Source organism: Rhizobium sp. SRDI943, from assembly GCF_057653695.1.
This window is the reverse complement of record NZ_CM172787.1, coordinates 2113195-2130082: the sequence shown is the minus strand read 5'-3', so window position 1 is coordinate 2130082 and position 16888 is coordinate 2113195. Positions and strand designations below refer to the sequence as shown.

At 61.2% G+C, this 16888-nt stretch carries 16 protein-coding genes and 1 pseudogene; 9 read left to right on the top strand and 8 right to left on the bottom strand.

Translation table 11 applies throughout. The features are described 5' to 3' along the window. The first annotated feature begins 60 nt into the window (after window positions 1-60). The 7 genes and pseudogenes from sufB (at window position 61) to sufA (ending at window position 6052) form a co-directional block, all read left to right on the top strand. A complete protein-coding gene (gene sufB, locus AC245Y_RS11125; RefSeq protein WP_012757600.1) occupies window positions 61-1530 on the top strand; it encodes a Fe-S cluster assembly protein SufB in 1470 nt (489 codons plus the stop codon). Between the two features lies 1 nt (window position 1531). After that, a pseudogene (locus AC245Y_RS11120) lies at window positions 1532-1776 on the top strand (hypothetical protein). Window positions 1777-1859: 83 nt separating this feature from the next. After that, window positions 1860-2615: a Fe-S cluster assembly ATPase SufC gene (sufC, locus tag AC245Y_RS11115; RefSeq protein WP_003539985.1), complete on the top strand. Its 756-nt coding sequence runs from the start codon at window positions 1860-1862 to the stop codon at window positions 2613-2615. 25 nt (window positions 2616-2640) lie between these two features. Continuing rightward, a complete protein-coding gene (sufD, locus tag AC245Y_RS11110) occupies window positions 2641-3915 on the top strand; it encodes a Fe-S cluster assembly protein SufD (RefSeq protein WP_026157360.1) in 1275 nt (424 codons plus the stop codon). A gap of 12 nt (window positions 3916-3927) precedes the next feature. Next, window positions 3928-5169 carry a cysteine desulfurase gene (locus tag AC245Y_RS11105; RefSeq protein WP_017994181.1) on the top strand — a complete coding sequence of 414 codons (1242 nt, stop codon included), beginning with the start codon at window positions 3928-3930 and terminating at the stop codon, window positions 5167-5169. Window positions 5170-5181: 12 nt separating this feature from the next. Further along, a complete protein-coding gene (locus AC245Y_RS11100) occupies window positions 5182-5562 on the top strand; it encodes an SUF system Fe-S cluster assembly protein (protein ID WP_003559708.1) in 381 nt (126 codons plus the stop codon). A 97-nt stretch (window positions 5563-5659) separates the two neighbouring features. Continuing rightward, entirely contained in the window at window positions 5660-6052 is a 393-nt protein-coding gene (sufA, locus tag AC245Y_RS11095; RefSeq protein WP_017994180.1) for a Fe-S cluster assembly scaffold SufA, read from the top strand. Window positions 6053-6110: 58 nt separating this feature from the next. Here sufA and AC245Y_RS11090 read toward each other — a convergent pair whose 3' ends face one another. The 3 genes from AC245Y_RS11090 to AC245Y_RS11080 all read right to left on the bottom strand — a co-directional run bounded on the left by AC245Y_RS11090 (window position 6111) and on the right by AC245Y_RS11080 (window position 7396). Further along, on the bottom strand, window positions 6111-6416 hold the full coding sequence (locus AC245Y_RS11090) for a flagellar basal body rod protein FlgC (RefSeq protein ID WP_017994179.1): 306 nt from the start codon (window positions 6414-6416) through the stop codon (window positions 6111-6113). Between the two features lie 87 nt (window positions 6417-6503). Next, entirely contained in the window at window positions 6504-6713 is a 210-nt protein-coding gene (locus AC245Y_RS11085) for a hypothetical protein (protein ID WP_113545022.1), read from the bottom strand. A 164-nt stretch (window positions 6714-6877) separates the two neighbouring features. Beyond that, window positions 6878-7396, bottom strand: coding sequence for a Dps family protein (locus AC245Y_RS11080; protein WP_012757593.1), 519 nt, complete (start codon window positions 7394-7396; stop codon window positions 6878-6880). A 484-nt stretch (window positions 7397-7880) separates the two neighbouring features. Here AC245Y_RS11080 and AC245Y_RS11075 point away from each other — a divergent pair, with 484 nt between their 5' ends. Continuing rightward, window positions 7881-10166, top strand: coding sequence for an FdhF/YdeP family oxidoreductase (locus AC245Y_RS11075; RefSeq protein ID WP_017994177.1), 2286 nt, complete (start codon window positions 7881-7883; stop codon window positions 10164-10166). A gap of 31 nt (window positions 10167-10197) precedes the next feature. Here AC245Y_RS11075 and AC245Y_RS11070 read toward each other — a convergent pair whose 3' ends face one another. The 3 genes from AC245Y_RS11070 to AC245Y_RS11060 all read right to left on the bottom strand — a co-directional run bounded on the left by AC245Y_RS11070 (window position 10198) and on the right by AC245Y_RS11060 (window position 12279). Continuing rightward, on the bottom strand, window positions 10198-11244 hold the full coding sequence (locus tag AC245Y_RS11070; protein WP_017994176.1) for a glycoside hydrolase family 25 protein: 1047 nt from the start codon (window positions 11242-11244) through the stop codon (window positions 10198-10200). Between the two features lie 163 nt (window positions 11245-11407). Continuing rightward, complete coding sequence (locus tag AC245Y_RS11065) at window positions 11408-11569, bottom strand: hypothetical protein (protein ID WP_162770400.1); 162 nt, start codon at window positions 11567-11569, stop codon at window positions 11408-11410. An 86-nt stretch (window positions 11570-11655) separates the two neighbouring features. Continuing rightward, entirely contained in the window at window positions 11656-12279 is a 624-nt protein-coding gene (locus AC245Y_RS11060) for a TetR/AcrR family transcriptional regulator (RefSeq protein WP_020486980.1), read from the bottom strand. Window positions 12280-12374: 95 nt separating this feature from the next. On the opposite strand from AC245Y_RS11060, the gene AC245Y_RS11055 reads away from it, so the two are divergent. Then, entirely contained in the window at window positions 12375-13343 is a 969-nt protein-coding gene (locus tag AC245Y_RS11055; RefSeq protein ID WP_012757589.1) for an SDR family NAD(P)-dependent oxidoreductase, read from the top strand. Window positions 13344-13650: 307 nt separating this feature from the next. On the opposite strand, the gene gcvP is transcribed toward AC245Y_RS11055, so the two are convergent. Further along, window positions 13651-16515 carry an aminomethyl-transferring glycine dehydrogenase gene (gcvP, locus tag AC245Y_RS11050; RefSeq protein WP_017994173.1) on the bottom strand — a complete coding sequence of 955 codons (2865 nt, stop codon included), beginning with the start codon at window positions 16513-16515 and terminating at the stop codon, window positions 13651-13653. Next, window positions 16515-16877, bottom strand: coding sequence for a glycine cleavage system protein GcvH (gcvH, locus tag AC245Y_RS11045; RefSeq protein WP_017994172.1), 363 nt, complete (start codon window positions 16875-16877; stop codon window positions 16515-16517). Before gcvH ends, gcvP begins: the two co-directional genes overlap by 1 nt. Window positions 16878-16888: the final 11 nt, after the last annotated feature.

The following is a 16888-nucleotide window of genomic DNA, read 5'->3' as shown; positions in this document are numbered from 1 at the left end:
GACAATTGCCCAAACACTACAAGCTGCCGGACCTTGTATCCGGCGAGATTGGAGAATGAGATGGCTGCCGTGCAGGAAACAATCGACCAGGTCCGCCTGATCGATGTGGACCAGTACAAATACGGTTTCGAGACCGTCATCGAGATGGACAAGGCGCCGAAAGGCCTGTCCGAGGACATCATTCGTTTCATTTCGGCGAAGAAGCAGGAGCCTGAGTGGATGCTGGAATGGCGTCTCGAGGCCTATCGTCGCTGGCTGACGCTGGAAGAGCCGACCTGGGCGCGCGTCGACTATCCCAAGATCGATTTCAACGACATCTATTATTACGCCGCGCCGAAAAGCACGCCGGGTCCGAAGTCGCTTGACGAGGTCGATCCGGAGCTGTTGAAGGTATATGAGAAGCTCGGCATTCCGCTGCGTGAGCAGGAGATCCTTGCTGGTGTCGAGAGGCCGAAGATCGCCGTCGACGCCGTTTTCGACAGCGTCTCGGTCGTCACCACCTTCAAGGCAGAGCTGAAGAAGGCCGGCGTGATCTTCATGTCGATCTCGGAAGCCATCCGCGAATATCCGGAACTGGTGCAGAAGTACCTCGGCTCGGTCGTACCGACCACGGACAATTATTACGCGACGCTGAATTCGGCGGTCTTTACCGACGGTTCCTTCGTCTTCGTGCCGAAGGGCGTTCGCTGCCCGATGGAGCTGTCGACCTATTTCCGCATCAACGAGAAGGGCACCGGCCAGTTCGAGCGCACGCTGATCATTGCGGAAGAGGGCGCCTACGTCTCCTATCTCGAAGGCTGCACGGCGCCGCAGCGCGACGAAAACCAGCTGCATGCCGCCGTGGTCGAGCTGGTTGCGCTCGACGATGCCGAAATCAAATATTCGACGGTGCAGAACTGGTATCCCGGCGACAAGAACGGCAAGGGCGGCATCTACAACTTCGTCACCAAGCGCGGCGATTGCCGTGGCGACCGCTCGAAGATTTCCTGGACGCAGGTCGAGACCGGCTCGGCGATCACCTGGAAGTATCCGTCCTGCATCCTGCGCGGCGACGATAGCCGCGGCGAGTTCTACTCGATCGCCGTGTCCAACGGCCATCAGCAGATCGACAGTGGCACCAAGATGATCCATCTCGGCAAGAACACGTCGAGCCGCATCGTCTCCAAGGGCATCGCGGCCGGCGTTTCCAACAACACCTATCGCGGCCAGGTCTCGGCTCACCGCAAGGCATCGAATGCGCGCAACTTCACCCAGTGCGATTCGCTGCTGATCGGCGACAAGTGCGGCGCCCATACCGTGCCCTACATCGAGGCGAAGAATTCGACGGCGCAGTTCGAGCATGAGGCGACAACCTCGAAGATCTCCGAGGACCAGCTGTTCTACTGCCTGCAGCGCGGCATCCCGACCGAAGCGGCGATCGCACTGATCGTCAACGGCTTCGTCAAGGAAGTCCTGCAGGAACTGCCGATGGAATTTGCCATCGAGGCGCAGAAGCTGATCAGCATTTCGCTGGAAGGCTCTGTGGGCTGACATGAGCGAAGCGGACAAGAAGCGCATTCTTGAACGTCTGACGAATATGCGCGGGGAGATATTGGCGAAAATTCGCCCCGCGAGCTAAGAAACGAGACCGAAACGCCGCCGGAGCAGCCTTATGTGTTTCTCCGGCAGCGCATGGAAAAACCGGGAATGATCTTTCAGGGGATCTCGGATTTTCTCGAATGGGTTGGGCTCGTAACGGTCGCGGTTTTCCGCGTCGTCCGTTTTTTTGCTCGATAGCGCCGAGCGCAACATGTCGATGTCCCTTAGAAATTACGCGAGGCTCCTAGTGAGCTGCGCAGAGAAAAACGCAGGAACCAAAGATGCTTGAAATTAAGAACCTTCATGCCCGTATCGCCGAAGACGGCACCGAGATCATCCGTGGCCTGAACCTGACGGTGAAGGCCGGTGAAGTCGCCGCGATCATGGGGCCGAACGGCTCTGGCAAGTCGACGCTCTCCTACGTCCTTTCCGGCCGCAGCGATTACGAAGTCACCGAGGGTGACATTCTCTACAATGGCGAGAGCATTCTCGAGCTCGATCCGGCCGAACGCGCCGCCAAGGGTATCTTCCTTGCCTTCCAGTACCCGGTCGAAATCCCGGGTGTTGCCACCATGCAGTTCCTGAAGGTGGCGATGAACGAGCAGCGCAAAGCGCGTGGCGAGGACGAGCTGACGACGCCGGACTTCATGCGCCGCGTCAAGGATGCCGCCGGCAAGCTGCAGATCAATACCGAGATGCTGAAGCGCCCGCTGAATGTCGGCTTCTCCGGCGGCGAGAAGAAGCGGGCCGAAATCCTGCAGATGGCGCTGCTCGAGCCGAAGCTCTGCGTGCTTGACGAAACCGATTCCGGCCTCGACATCGATGCGCTGAAGATCGTCGCCGACGGCGTCAACGCGTTGCGTTCGCCGGACCGCGCGGTCGTGGTCATCACCCACTACCAGCGCCTGCTCGACTATATCGTGCCGGATACCGTCCACGTGCTCTACAAGGGCCAGGTGATCAAGTCGGGCGACAAGACGCTGGCGCATGAGCTGGAAGCCAACGGCTATGCCGACATCATCGGCACGGCGGCCTGAGTTTCGGGTGGAAAGGACGACGTCCATGAACATGCAGACGACGAGCCGCCTGACTGCGGCCGAGACGGCGCTGATCGAGGCCTTCAACCAGCAGATCGGCGAACTGCCGGGCAATGGCGCGGTGACGGCACTGCGCGACCGGCTTCTCGACGACCTGAAGAAGGCCGGCCTGCCGACGCGCCGGATCGAAGCCTGGCACTATACCGACCTCAAGAATCTGCTGCGCACCGTTCCGCAGCAGGCGGGCGATGCCGGCTCGGAGGCTTTGGAGCCGCTCGTTGCTGATGCCACGGTGCTGGCGGTGATCCAAGGCCATTCCAACCAGAAGGCTACGGCCGACGGTCTTAGCGTTTCGGCCTATTCCGAACATCTGCTCGACGGCTCCGCCGCGGATGGCCTGGATGCGCTCGGCAGCGACGACGTGGTCGGCCGCATCAATGGCAGCTTCGTGCGTGACGGCTATGTCATCGACGTGCCTGCCGAGACCGAGCTTGAAAACCCGCTCGAAATCCAGTTCATCCATGCGGGCGGGCAGACACATACGCGCCTGCCTGTGTCCTTCGGCCCCGGCGTCAAGGCGACCGTCATCGAGCGTCACCTTGCGGTGACCGGCGATGCTGCGCTGGTGTCCCACGTCAGCGACATCACGGTCGGCGAAGGCGCCGAGCTGACCTGGATCATCCTGCAGCAGCAGGGAGCCGACGATACGCATCTCGGCCAGATCCGCATCGATCTCGGCGCAGACGCCAAGCTCCGGCTTTTTGTCATCAATGCCGGCGGCAAGCTGGTGCGCCAGGAGCTTAACATCAAGGTGACAGGCGAGGGCGCCGATCTGACGCTGCGCGGCATCAATCTGCTCGGCGGCGACACGCATACTGACGTGACGATGGTGCTCGGCCACGACGTGCCGAATACCGGGTCGACCGAAGTCATCCGCAACGTCGTCTTCGACCGTGCCAAGGGTGTCTTCCAGGGCATGATCCGGGTGGCGCCCGATGCGCAGAAGACCGATGCCAAGATGGCCTGCAACACGCTGCTGATGTCCGACGATGCCGAATTCTCGGTCAAGCCCGAGCTCGAAATCTTCGCCGACGACGTGCAGTGCGGCCACGGCGCCACGGTGACCGATATCGACGCCAACCATCTCTATTACATGATGGCGCGCGGGATTCCGGAGAACAAGGCGCGTGCGATGCTCGTCAACGCCTTCGTCGCCGAGATCGTCGAGGAACTTGATGATGAAGCCCTGGTCGAGGCGCTGGAAGGCGTGATTTCGGCCTGGCTCGAAAAGCACGCCTGATCGGATATATCAATGGACAAGATAGTGCCGGCCACGCAATACGACGTCGAAGCCATCCGCCGGGATTTCCCGATTCTCGCGGAGAAGGTGCATGGCAAGCCGCTGGTCTATCTCGACAACGGCGCATCGGCGCAGAAGCCGCAGGTGGTGATCGACGCCATCTCGCATGCCTATTCCCATGAATATGCCAATGTGCATCGTGGCCTGCACTATCTCTCGAATGCGGCCACGGACGCCTATGAGGCAGCGCGCGAGAAGGTGCGCCGTTTCCTCAATGCGCCCTCGGTCAACGACATCGTCTTCACCAAGAATTCGACGGAAGCGATCAACACCGTCGCCTATGGCTGGGGCATGCCGAAGATTGGTGAAGGCGACGAGATCGTGCTGACGATCATGGAGCATCATTCCAACATCGTGCCCTGGCACTTCATCCGCGAGCGGCAGGGGGCCACACTGGTCTGGGTGCCTGTTGACGACGACGGCGCCTTCCATATCGAGGATTTCGAAAAGAGCCTGACGGAGCGCACCAAGCTCGTCGCCATCACCCATATGTCGAATGCGCTCGGCACGATCGTTCCCGTCAAGGAAGTCTGCCGGATCGCGCATGAGCGCGGCATCCCGGTGCTGATCGATGGCAGCCAGGGCGCCGTGCATCTGCCTGTTGACGTGCAGGATATCGATTGCGACTGGTACGTCATGACCGGCCACAAGCTCTACGGCCCATCGGGCATTGGCGTGCTCTATGGCAAGAAGGAGCGGCTTTTTGAGATGCGCCCCTTCCAGGGCGGTGGCGAGATGATCTTCGAAGTCGCCGAGGACGTGGTTACCTATAACGACCCGCCGCATCGCTTCGAGGCAGGCACACCGCCGATCGTGCAGGCGATCGGGCTCGGTTATGCGCTCGATTATATGGAGAAGATCGGCCGCGAGGCGATCGCCCGGCATGAGGCCGATCTTGCCGCCTATGCGGTCGAGCGGCTGAAATCCGTCAATTCGCTGCGAGTCTTCGGCACGGCGCCCGACAAGGGCAGCATCTTTTCCTTCGAACTTGCCGGCATTCATGCCCACGACGTCTCGATGGTGATCGACCGGCAGGGTGTTGCAGTCAGGGCCGGCACGCATTGCGCCATGCCGCTCTTGAAACGCTTCGGCGTCACCTCCACATGCCGTGCATCCTTCGGCATGTACAATACCCGCGCCGAGGTCGATGCCCTGGCCGATGCGCTTGATTATGCGCGCAAGTTCTTTGCTTGAGGAGTGTCCGTGATGAGCCTGGACGAAAGCGAACAGAAGATCGACGTGCGCGAAGGCATCGTGCATTCCAGCATTCCGGCCGATGAGCTGGCGCGGCTGAGCGACGACGTCATCAGCGCGCTGAAGACGGTCTACGATCCGGAAATTCCCGCCGACATCTTCGAGCTCGGTCTGATCTACAAGATCGACATCGAGGACGACCGGATGGTGAAAATCATGATGACGTTGACTGCACCCGGCTGCCCGGTTGCCGGCGAGATGCCCGGCTGGGTCGAAAACGCCGTCGGCGCCGTCGAAGGCGTGTCGGGCGTCGAGGTTGCCATGACCTTCGATCCGCCGTGGACGCCGGACCGCATGTCGGAAGAGGCGCAGGTCGCCGTCGGCTGGTACTGATACGGCACCGTGGTATTGATCCGTTTACCTCGGAAGACTACATTTGAATCACGAAGCGCCGGATCTTGACCCCGGTTGCGGAAGGAGAATGGGGCCGATGGGCTTTGCAATCATGAGCATGACGGACGGTGCTGCGGCCCGCGTCAAGACAATCGTCGAGAACTCGGGGCCTGACGCCAAGGGTGTGCGCGTCGGCATCAAGAAGGGCGGCTGCGCCGGGATGGAATATACCATCGACCTGGTGACCGAGCCCAACGCCAAGGACGACCTGATCGAGCGCGACGGTGCCAAAGTCTGGGTCGAGCCATCCGCAGCTCTCTATCTGCTCGGCACCGAGATGGGCTTCGAGATGACGACGCTCCGCTCCGGCTTCACCTTCACCAATCCGAACCAGACATCGGCCTGCGGCTGCGGTGAATCCGTCGAGCTGAAGCCTGCCGATCTCGCGGCCCTTGCCGCCCAGCGCCAGGGCGAACCGGCGCATTCCTGACAGTTTCAGAGCGGCGGAAAATTCTCGGCCAGCAAGTCTCCGATGAAATCGGGCGTGTTCAGTCGCGCTTGATGCTCATGAGCATTTCCCACATGTCGGCGCCGGTCTCGAAGACCACGGCGTTCGCCTTGTAGCTCTGATCGGCTTCGATCAGGTCGGTCAGTTCGGCAGCCGGATCGACATCTGACGCAGTCGGGCTGACGACGGCCTGCACGCCGCCTGACTCAACGGAGGTGAGGCTGGTGTTCAGCCTAGCATAGCCCGGCGTGCTGCTATTTGCGATGTTGTTGGCAATCGCGCTAACTCGCGTCGTCTGTGCCCGCATTCCCGAAAGAGCAGTGCTCGTAATGCCCGATATGCTCATCAGCCGTTTCCCCAGAACTGGATGGTAAGCTTGTAGCTGCGAGGCTTTAGGAAATGCTGAAGGCTTTGCGTTAGCAAAAGCCTTAGGTCAGGGCCTCGTGCCGTCGCCTCTGTTCAGGATCGGCACGGCACTGTATCCAGGATAGGCGGCAGTGGAGCCTGCGGCGGCGATAAGAGACGCCGCCACCAGGGCCGACATGGGCGATGCGGCGGCTGCAAATGCAAGCGCCGCAGCCAGGATGAGTAACTGGCCGATGATCAGCCGGCGTCGATTGACATGGTTCCCGAACGACCGCAACGGAGGCCATTCGCGTCCGTGACATAGCGCTTCATAACAAGTGTCGACGAAAGCTGATCCGTTGGCGGCCGCCTTCGCCAGAAGACCAAATCTTCCGAGTTGAGGATCCTCAAGTGTCCGGATAGTGGTCATGACATTACCCTTTCCAGCGGACGGTCAGCCGGTTATGCGGCGTTCCGGGTTGTTTCGAACAGGAACCAGGCGCGGCGTTCCGTCTCGTCGATCCAGACTTCGAGCAGACTTGATGTGGCGACGTCGTTATGCTCGGCGCAGACCTCGTGCGCCTGCCTCATGAACGAGATGAGCTGCTGGTTGTCGTCTTTCAGTTCTGCGAGCATGTCGCGCGGCGTGACGAAATCGGCGTCATTGTCGAGAAGGCGCTGCAGCCGGCCGATATGACCGATCGAGCGAATCGTCATGCCGCCGATCTTGCGGGCGCGCTCGGCGATCGCATCGGTCATCGCGAAAATCTGGTCGCCCTGTTCGTCGAGCAGGAGGTGATAATCGCGAAAATGCGGGCCGCTCATATGCCAATGGAAGTTCTTGGTCTTGAGATAGAGGGCAAAGGTATCGGCAAGCAGCGCTGCCAGCGGGCCCGAGATGTCGGCGGTCGCGTTGGAGGCAAGGTCGGACGGAGTGGCAAGCGACGCCTTGCGACGGTTTTCGAGTTCGATACGGTCCATGGCTGTTCTCCCTGGCTGGGGATTTCGGGAATGAGCGATCTGGCTGCGCGGCCGTCAATTTGGCGTTCCTGCTTCGCTGGCCTTGAAAGAACCGTAGAGCAGGTTTGGAAAGCAGGACATTCAATGCTGGTGTAGCCGGACCTATCCTTCTGTTTAGGTCTCAGCGGGCACCACGAGCTTGGGCAATATGGTATCAACAAGATCCCCCATACCTATGTATAGTTTCGTGGTCTGCTGCCGGGACGTAAGGTCTGGCTGTCTCTCGGAAGTGACTTCCATGTGGAGACCGGCACCGCGAATGTGCCGATAGACATCGGCATGTCCCCTCCCGCGCCGAGTCTCGTGGATCCCATGATCCGCCAGGACCGCTCCGCCCCCTCGGAGCGGTCCGATCTTTTAAAAGGATGTCCGCGCCATCTATCGCATGGCATCCCTTTGCATTGATAATAGGCGCTGGCCCTCGGACGGATTTGTGGAGCAGGTGATGACCAAGAAGCGGCCGAAAGGCATCGAGAAATACACGGCCCCTGCCGGCGGTTGGGGTGCACTCAAAGCCGTCGCCGAAACCCTTGCGCGCCAGCAGGTCATTGCGCAGGGGGCTGCGACGCTGCTGAAAGCCAATCAGCCCGAGGGGTTCGATTGTCCGGGTTGCGCCTGGCCCGATCCCAAACATACGAGTTCATTCGAGTTCTGTGAAAACGGCGCCAAGGCGATCACCTGGGAATCCACGGCGAAACGTGCCGGGCCTGACTTTTTCGCGGCGCATACGGTCGCCGAACTGTGGCAATGTAACGACCATCAGCTGGAAGACCAGGGCCGCCTGACGCATCCGCTGGTCTATGATCACGCCAGCGACCGCTACCTGCCGATCGGCTGGGAGGAAGCCTTCACGCTGATCGGCGCCGAACTGCGCAAACTGCCCGATCCTGACATGGCCGAATTCTACACATCGGGACGCGCCTCGAACGAGGCAGCCTTCCTGTTCCAGCTTTTCGTCAGGGCCTACGGCACCAACAATTTTCCCGACTGCTCGAACATGTGCCATGAGGCGACCAGCGTCGGTCTGCCCGACTCGATCGGGGTCGGGAAGGGCACGGTGACCTTGGAAGATTTCGATCATGCCGATGCGATCTTCAGCTTCGGCCACAATCCCGGCACCAACCACCCGCGGATGATGACCACTCTGCATGATGCCGCGAGGCGCGGCGTCCCGATCGTGGTCTTCAATCCCCTGAAAGAACGCGCGCTCGAGAAATTTGCGGCACCGCAGAACCCGGTGGAAATGGCGACGATGTCTTCGACGCCGATCGCATCTGCTTATCATCAGCTGCGCACCGGAGGGGATCTCGCTGCCCTCAAGGGCCTGATGAAGCGGATATTCGAGCGCGACGATGCCGATATCGCGGCAGGCGGCAAAGGCTTTCTCGACCGGGAATTCATCGAAGCCCACACGATCGGACTGGAGGCTCTTAAGGCCGATATTGCAAAGACGGAGTGGGCGTCGATCCTGAAGAGATCGGGATTGACGCTCGAGGCGCTCGACAGCGCCGTTGATGTCTATCTCAACGCCCGCAACGTCATCCTCTGCTATGGCATGGGCATCACCCAGCACAGCCACGGCACTGCCAATGTCCAGCAGCTTGCCAATTTCCTGATGTTGCGGGGAAATATCGGCCGCCAGGGCGCCGGTATCTGCCCGCTGCGGGGGCATTCGAACGTTCAGGGCGACCGCACCGTCGGAATCACCGAGATCCCCAACAAGGCGCTTCTCGACGGCATGGAAAAGGCCTTTGGCTTTCGCCCGCCGGAGGAGCAGGGCCATAACGCCGTCGAGGCCATCGAGGCGATCATCGAAGGCCGGTCGAAGGCGCTGGTCTGCCTCGGCGGCAATCTCGCCGTCGCCATATCCGATCCGGAGGCGACATTCGCCGGCATGCGCAAGCTCGATCTTGCGGTCCATCTGGCGACAAAACCCAACCGCTCGCACCTGCTGATCGCCCGAACCTCCATCATCCTTCCCGTTCTCGGCCGCACCGACCAGGATATTCAGACGACGGGACCACAATCGGTGACCGTCGAGGATTCCATGTCGATGGTGCACGCCTCGCGCGGTTTCCTGAAACCACCGGGCGAAGAGCTGAGATCCGAACCGGCGATCATCGCCGGGATCGCCAAGGCAACGCTCGGCGTCAAATACGGTATCGATTGGGACGGGATGATCAGCGATTACAATCGCATTCGGGAAAAGATCGAGGTGGTCTTTCCCGATTTCCATGATTTCAACACACGGGTCAGGAAACCCGGCGGCTTCCGGCTGACGGTGGCGGCCTCCGACCGGCAATGGCGCACGCCGTCAGGAAAAGCACAGTTCCTCATCGCGCCTGGGCTGGAGGAAGATCCGCGACTTGCAGACGCAGACACACTGGTTCTGACAACGCTGCGCAGTCACGACCAGTACAACACGACAATCTATAGCCTTGACGACCGCTATCGTGGCGTCTTCGGCCGCCGTGACGTGATCTTCATGAACAGCGGGGATCTCTTCGCACGCGGCCTCGCCGATGGCGATAAGGTTGATATCGAGTCGGTCGCTGAAACCAGCAGCAGGGCGGTCAGAGGCTTCACCGCAGTGGCCTACGACATCCCTGTTGGCTCCATCGCCGGATATTATCCCGAGATGAACAGGGTCATCGCGCTTGGCGATTACGACCGGAAATCGGGAACGCCTGCCTACAAAGGCGTGCCGGTGAAGGTGCAGAAGTCCGCGTGAGGACGGGGCGCGGAGCCATTGCAAGCTTCGGCTATCGCGACGCCACCCAGTCGTGCCAATCGCTTTCATTGCCGTTGAACACGTTGAGGTCGATCTTGCCGTCAACGCCATCGGAAAGGCCGGATCCGGAATATTGCCAGAACAGCCACTTGCGACCCGGATAGACCTTGGAGGGGTGAGCGGCCACAGAGCGCAGCCAGAATGGGTAGTCGAGCAGTTGGCCCTTCAAATTGTCGCGGTAGAAGTCCGGCGCCGTGTAGATGATCGGGCGCTGGCCGTAGTAGCGCTCCAGCTTGTCCATGAAGACCTGCATCTTTTCCCGGACACGTGCAGGCGAGATGCGCCTCTTGCAGCTCGATTCGCCGTTCCATTCGACGTCGATGACGGGCGGAAGAGCGTTGGCTTCCCTTGGCACGTTGCGGATGAACCAGTCGGCCTGCTCGCCTGCCGTCCGGCACCAATAGAAGAAGTGATAGGCGCCGTGTTTCAGGCCGGCTTCCTTGGCGCGGCGCCAGTTTTTCTTGAACATCGGATCAAGGTGATCGCCGCCGTCGGTCGCCTTGATGTAGACGAAATTGGCGCCTTGCCGCCGCAACGTTTCCCAGTCGATCTCGCCCTGCCAACGCGAGACATCGACGCCATGCACGGCAAGCTTTCTCGGCGAGGTGGAGCCGAAGTTGATCGGCTTGGCATCGCGGAAGCGGTGGCCGTAAATTTGGCCGCGTGTCGGCGATCTCGTGCCGACATCGGGCATTGCATTGCCGGCGGGATTGGCCGGCATCAGCAGCGCGACCGGTTTATCTATCGGCAGCGGCATGCCAACCGGCCTGTCGGCGGACACGAGCGCCTGCGGCTCCGGAACCTCTCCCGCCCAGCGCAACGCTTGCTGCGGCGGGCTTGCCTGCGGCGCAGGATCGCCCACGGCAGCGGCAGGAATCGGGCCGCTTGGCTGGGCGATGGCATTGGTCGTTTCCGACGACGGCACGTTGCCCAGCACATCTTCGGCGCCAGAACTGGCGGCGCATCCCGACAGGATCAGGGCGGCGAGGAGGATTGCTGGCACTGCCGATGTACGCATAAGAACCTGCACGCAGAACAAGGGATCGACGGAGATCCATGTTGATGGAAGCCGCCTTTCTGAATTGCTAACAGAGACTTGCTAAGAAAGGTTAAATTTGATCCTTGCGCACCAAAAGCATGCAGACCCTCCCAACCTGGGGAAGGAGCTTTGCCTAACGCTGCTACTCAGCCGCCTCTGCGTAGCTTTCCACCGGCGGGCAGGTGCAGATCAGGTTGCGATCGCCATAGACGTTGTCGACGCGGTTGACCGGCGACCAGTATTTGTCGACACGGAAGGCGCCGGGTGGAAAGCAGGCCTGTTCGCGGCTCCCAATCGCCGACAAGTTCTTCCACCTTGCGCGCGGAAACCCTCCATGTCGATGTCCCCAACCGTCATCTGAGACAGCCGTGCCGCAATGGTACGACAGCCTCAGCGACTGGCTCTCATACCCGCAATCAGAATATCGATGAGTTGCCTTGCCGCCTCCCGCCAGGCGGGGCCACTGCTGATGCTCGCGCCGCCGGCCAGGGCGCGCAGGATATCGAGCGGGTCCATCGCCAGACGGATTTCACCGGTGGCGACTGCGCGATCCACCAGCAGATTGACGGCACCTATGATCAAATCGGCAGAATCGGCATAGAGCTCGGAGGTGCCGCCGACCAAAGAATCCAGCACTTCGGACATGCCGTGTTTCGTCACGACATAGTCGACGAACTGCACCAGCCACAGGCGAAGCGCTTCGACAGGCGGATGTGTCTCGGCAAGGCTTTTGGCGGCAGCGGCAAGCTGCGCCGTCTCGTTGCGGTAGATGGCGGAAACCAGTGCGTCGCGGGTCGGGAAATGGCGATAGAGCGTGCCGATGCCGACGCCGGCGATGCGGGCGATTTCCTCCAGGCTGGCGCTGGAACCCTTGTCGGCAAAGACGGTCTTTGCCGTCTCCATCAGCAGAAGACGATTGCGTTCGGCATCCGCACGCGGCTTTCGGGCGGTGGGCTCGTCGCTTTTTTCGGCCATTTCCGAGAGGTCCCCTTGATAAGCGGAGGTACCCTCCATATTTATCTGGAGGCATCCTCCTTTTATTTCATTTGAGGCCGGCGGGCAATGGTCCACCAGCCTGGAGCGGTGCGTCCATGATCAAGGAGATAATCATGAGTGGACTTTTTGGTGCGACATCGACCACCGATGAGGTGCTCGCCGGCGTCGATCTCAAGGGCAAGCGTGTTCTGGTGACGGGTGTTTCGGCCGGCCTCGGCGTGGAAACCGCGCGTGTGTTGGCAGCCCATGGAGCGCAGGTGACGGGTACGGCACGTGACCTTGCAAAGGCGAGGGCGGCAACGGAAGTCGTGCGTGCCGGTGCGGCCAATGGCGGCAGCCTTGATATCGTCGAGCTTGATCTTGCCTCTCTGGCAAGCGTGCGCGCCTGTGCCGATGCGCTCATTTCGGATGGCCGGCCCTTCGATGTCGTCATTGCCAATGCCGGCGTGATGGCCGCTCCCTTCGGCCGCACCGCCGATGGCTTCGAAACGCAGTTCGGCACCAACCATCTCGGTCATTTCGTGCTGGTCAACAGCATCGCACCGCTCGTCAAATCGGGCGGCCGAGTGGTGATCGTCGCATCCTCGGGCCATCGCATGGCACCTTTCAGCCTCGATGACCTCAATTTCGAGAGCAAGACCTATGAGCCCTGGGCGGCCTATGCCCAGTCGAAAACCGCAAATATCCTGTTCGCGGTGGAACTCGACCGGCGCCTCAAGGAGCGCGGCATCCGTGCAACGGCACTGCATCCCGGCGGCATCCAGACCGAGCTCGACCGTCATCTCGACCCTGACATGATTGAAGGCATGATAACGCAGATCAACGCAGCACTCTCCGCCGAGGGCAAGCCGCCTTTCCAGTGGAAGACGATTCCTCAGGGTGCGGCTACCTCCGTCTGGGCAGGTTTCGTCGCCCCTGCAGACGCGGTCGGTGGCAGATATTGCGAGAATTGCCACGTCTCCGAAGTGACGGATGCGGAGATCAGCCCGATTTCCGAAGGCGTGCGTACCTACGCGCTCGATCCCGAGACGGCCAGGGGATTGTGGACGAAAAGCGAGCATATGGTCGGCGAGCGCTTCTAGAGCATGATGCCGAAAAGTGTAAGCGGTTTTCGGACGACATCATGCTCTAACTATATAATGTAGAACAGGATTCAGATTTTAGGCCGACCCGGCCTAAAATCATCCTGTTCTAGCCCGCAAACCGGCACGCTTCGACGCTGATAGAGAGCAGGGGAACTGGGAAACTGGTGCCCCTGCCGAGGAATTGAACCTGGATCGGCTAACAAGACAGGTTAGCCGCACATTTCTATCAGAATTAGGAAAGCCCCTCCCTTGATGGAAGGGGCTCAGATTGCTGGGCCCGTCGCTACAGCGTCAGGCTTGACCGCTATTCGGCGGCCTCTGCGTAGCTTTCCACCGGCGGGCAGGTGCAGATCAGGTTGCGGTCGCCATAGACATTGTCGACGCGGTTGACCGGCGACCAGTATTTGTCGACGCGGAAGGCACCGGGCGGGAAGCAGGCTTGTTCGCGTGAGTAGGGGCGGTCCCATTCGCCGACGAGGTCTTCCACCGTGTGCGGAGCGTTCTTCAGCGGGTTGTTCACCTTGTCCATGCGGCCATCCTCGATGGCGCGGGCTTCCTCGCGGATCGCCAGCATCGCCTCGCAGAAACGGTCGAGTTCGGCCTTGGTCTCGCTTTCCGTCGGCTCGATCATCAGCGTGCCGGCGACCGGCCAGCTCATGGTCGGCGCATGGAAGCCGCAGTCGATCAGCCGCTTGGCGACGTCGTCGACGGTGACACCCGAGCTGTCGACCAGCGGACGGGTGTCGATGATGCATTCATGCGCGACGCGGCCGGCAGACGACTTGTAGAGCACGTCATAGGCGCCCTTCAGCCGGGTGGCGATATAGTTGGCGCTGAGGATCGCCACCTTGGTCGCCTGCGTCAGGCCTTCGCCGCCCATCATCAGGCAATAGCTCCAGGAGATCGGCAGGATCGAGGCGGAGCCGAAGGCGGCGGCCGAGACCGCACCCGGACGGCCGTCGGTTTCGGGATGGCCGGGCAGGTAGGGGGCCAGATGCGCCTTGACGCCGATCGGGCCCATGCCGGGTCCGCCGCCGCCATGCGGAATGCAGAAGGTCTTGTGCAGATTGAGATGCGAAACGTCGGAGCCGATGTCACCGGGGCGGGATAGGCCGACCATGGCGTTCATGTTGGCGCCGTCGAGATAGACCTGGCCGCCATGCTCGTGCACGAGGTCGCAGATTTCCTTGACGGTCTCCTCGAAGACGCCGTGCGTCGAAGGGTAGGTGATCATGCAGCAGGAGAGGTTTGCCGCATGCTGCTCAGCCTTGGCGCGGAAATCGTCGAGATCGATATCGCCATTTTCGCGCACCTTGACGACGACGACCTTCATGCCGACCATCTGAGCCGAGGCCGGGTTGGTGCCATGCGCAGAGGTCGGGATCAGGCAGACGTCGCGATGGCCGTCGCCATTGGCGATATGATAGTTGCGGATCGTCAGCAGGCCGGCATATTCGCCCTGCGCGCCGGAATTCGGCTGCATGGAGAAGGCGTCGTAGCCGGTGACGGCGCAGAGCTTTTCGATCAGGTCGTCGATCATCTCGCGGTAGCCGAGCGCCTGGTCGGCCGGCACGAAGGGATGGATGTCGGAAAATTCCGGCCAGGTGATCGGCAGCATTTCCGCCGTCGCATTGAGCTTCATCGTGCAGGAACCGAGCGGGATCATCGAGCGGTCGAGCGCCAGATCCCGGTCGGAGAGCCGGCGGATGTAACGCGTCATCTCGCTTTCGGCGCGGTTCATGTGAAAGATCGGATGGGTGAGGTAATCGCTGGTGCGGAGCAAGCCCTTCGGCAGGCGGTAGGAAGGCTCGAAATCGGCAATGGTAAAATTGCCGCCGAAGGCGCGCCAGACGGCTTCGAGCGTCGCCGGCCGGGTGCGTTCGTCGAGGCTCATGCCGATTTTGGTTTCGCCGACCTTGCGCAGATTGACGCCTTCGGCGACGGCGGCACGCAGGATGAGACCCTGCATATGGCCGACATCGACGGTGATCGTGTCGAAGAAGGTCTCGGGTTCGACCTCATAACCGAGCTTTTCCAGGCCCTTGGCCATCAGCACGGCCTTCTGGTGCACCTGCTGGGCGATCGCCTTGATACCCTTCGGGCCGTGGAAGACGGCGTACATCGAGGCCATCACGGCAAGCAGTACCTGGGCGGTGCAGATGTTCGACGTCGCCTTTTCGCGGCGGATATGCTGTTCGCGGGTCTGCAGCGACAGGCGATAGGCGCGGTTGCCGCGGGCATCGACGGAAACGCCGACGAGGCGGCCGGGCATGGAACGCTTGATGACATCCTTGACCGACATATAGGCCGCATGCGGGCCGCCGTAGCCGACCGGCACACCGAAGCGCTGCGAGGATCCGACGGCGATATCGGCACCCATTTCGCCGGGCGATTTCAGCAGCGTCAGCGCCAGGATATCGGCGGCGACGATCGCTATGGCGCCGGTCTGGTGCAGGCGCGAGATCAGGCCGGTAAAATCATGCACGTGACCGTGCGCGCCGGGATATTGGAAGATCGCGCCGAAGACATCGACGGGATCGAGATCGGTGAATGGATTGCCGACGATGACGCTCCAGCCGAGCGGCTCGGCGCGGGTGCGGATCAGGGCAATGGTCTGCGGATGGCAGTCGGCATCGACGAAGAAGGCCTTCGCCTTCGACTTGGCGACGCGCTCGGCAATCGCCATGCCTTCGGCGGCGGCGGTCGCCTCGTCGAGCAACGAGGCGTTGGCGACGTCGAGGCCGGTGAGGTCGCAGACCATCGTCTGGTAGTTCAGCAGCGCTTCCAGGCGGCCCTGGCTGATCTCCGGCTGGTAAGGCGTATAGGCGGTGTACCAGGCCGGGTTTTCCAGGATGTTGCGCTGGATGACCGGCGGCGTGATCGTGCCGTAATAACCCTGGCCGATCAGCGAGACCAGCACCTTGTTCTTGTTGGCGGTCTCGCGCAGCTTGTCGAGCGCCTCGCGCTCGGTCATCGGCGCGCCCCAGACGAGCGGCGCCTTCTGGCGGATCGAGGGCGGCAGCGTCGCGTCGATCAGGCCGTCGAGGCTGTTATAACCGATCACCTTCAGCATGTCGGTCATCTCGGCCGGCGAGGGGCCGATATGGCGGCGATTGGCGAAATCGTAGGGCTGATAGTCGGTGAACTGGAATTCTGTCGGCGTCGTCATTACGCAGTGAGCTCCTTGTAGGCCGCCTCGTCGAGCAGGCCATCGGCGTCGGCAGCATTTGCAAGCTTCAGCTTGAAGAACCAGCCGGCGCCCTGAGGATCGGAATTGACCAGCGATGGATCTGCAACGATGGCCGGATTGACCTCGGTGATCTCGCCATCCAGCGGACAATAGACGTCGGAAGCAGCCTTGACCGATTCAACGGTCGCGGCATTGCCGTTCTTGGAGAAGGTCGCGCCGACTTCCGGCAGTTCGACGAAAACCAAGTCGCCGAGCTGATCGACGGCATAAGTGGTGATGCCGACCGTCGCAACGCCGCCTTCGATCTTCAGCCATTCGTGTTCTTCGGTAAATTTCAGCATGGTTGGTCCTC

Coding starts and splice junctions, on each gene's coding strand:
- sufB (WP_012757600.1), top strand. CDS start 61: ATGGCTGCCGTGCAGGAAACAATCGACCAGGTCCGCCTGATCGATGTG.
- sufC (WP_003539985.1), top strand. CDS start 1,860: ATGCTTGAAATTAAGAACCTTCATGCCCGTATCGCCGAAGACGGCACC.
- sufD (WP_026157360.1), top strand. CDS start 2,641: ATGAACATGCAGACGACGAGCCGCCTGACTGCGGCCGAGACGGCGCTG.
- AC245Y_RS11105 (WP_017994181.1), top strand. CDS start 3,928: ATGGACAAGATAGTGCCGGCCACGCAATACGACGTCGAAGCCATCCGC.
- AC245Y_RS11100 (WP_003559708.1), top strand. CDS start 5,182: ATGAGCCTGGACGAAAGCGAACAGAAGATCGACGTGCGCGAAGGCATC.
- sufA (WP_017994180.1), top strand. CDS start 5,660: ATGGGCTTTGCAATCATGAGCATGACGGACGGTGCTGCGGCCCGCGTC.
- AC245Y_RS11090 (WP_017994179.1), bottom strand. CDS start 6,416: ATGAGCATATCGGGCATTACGAGCACTGCTCTTTCGGGAATGCGGGCA.
- AC245Y_RS11080 (WP_012757593.1), bottom strand. CDS start 7,396: ATGGACCGTATCGAACTCGAAAACCGTCGCAAGGCGTCGCTTGCCACT.
- AC245Y_RS11075 (WP_017994177.1), top strand. CDS start 7,881: ATGACCAAGAAGCGGCCGAAAGGCATCGAGAAATACACGGCCCCTGCC.
- AC245Y_RS11070 (WP_017994176.1), bottom strand. CDS start 11,244: ATGCGTACATCGGCAGTGCCAGCAATCCTCCTCGCCGCCCTGATCCTG.
- AC245Y_RS11060 (WP_020486980.1), bottom strand. CDS start 12,279: ATGGAGGGTACCTCCGCTTATCAAGGGGACCTCTCGGAAATGGCCGAA.
- AC245Y_RS11055 (WP_012757589.1), top strand. CDS start 12,375: ATGAGTGGACTTTTTGGTGCGACATCGACCACCGATGAGGTGCTCGCC.
- gcvP (WP_017994173.1), bottom strand. CDS start 16,515: ATGACGACGCCGACAGAATTCCAGTTCACCGACTATCAGCCCTACGAT.
- gcvH (WP_017994172.1), bottom strand. CDS start 16,877: ATGCTGAAATTTACCGAAGAACACGAATGGCTGAAGATCGAAGGCGGC.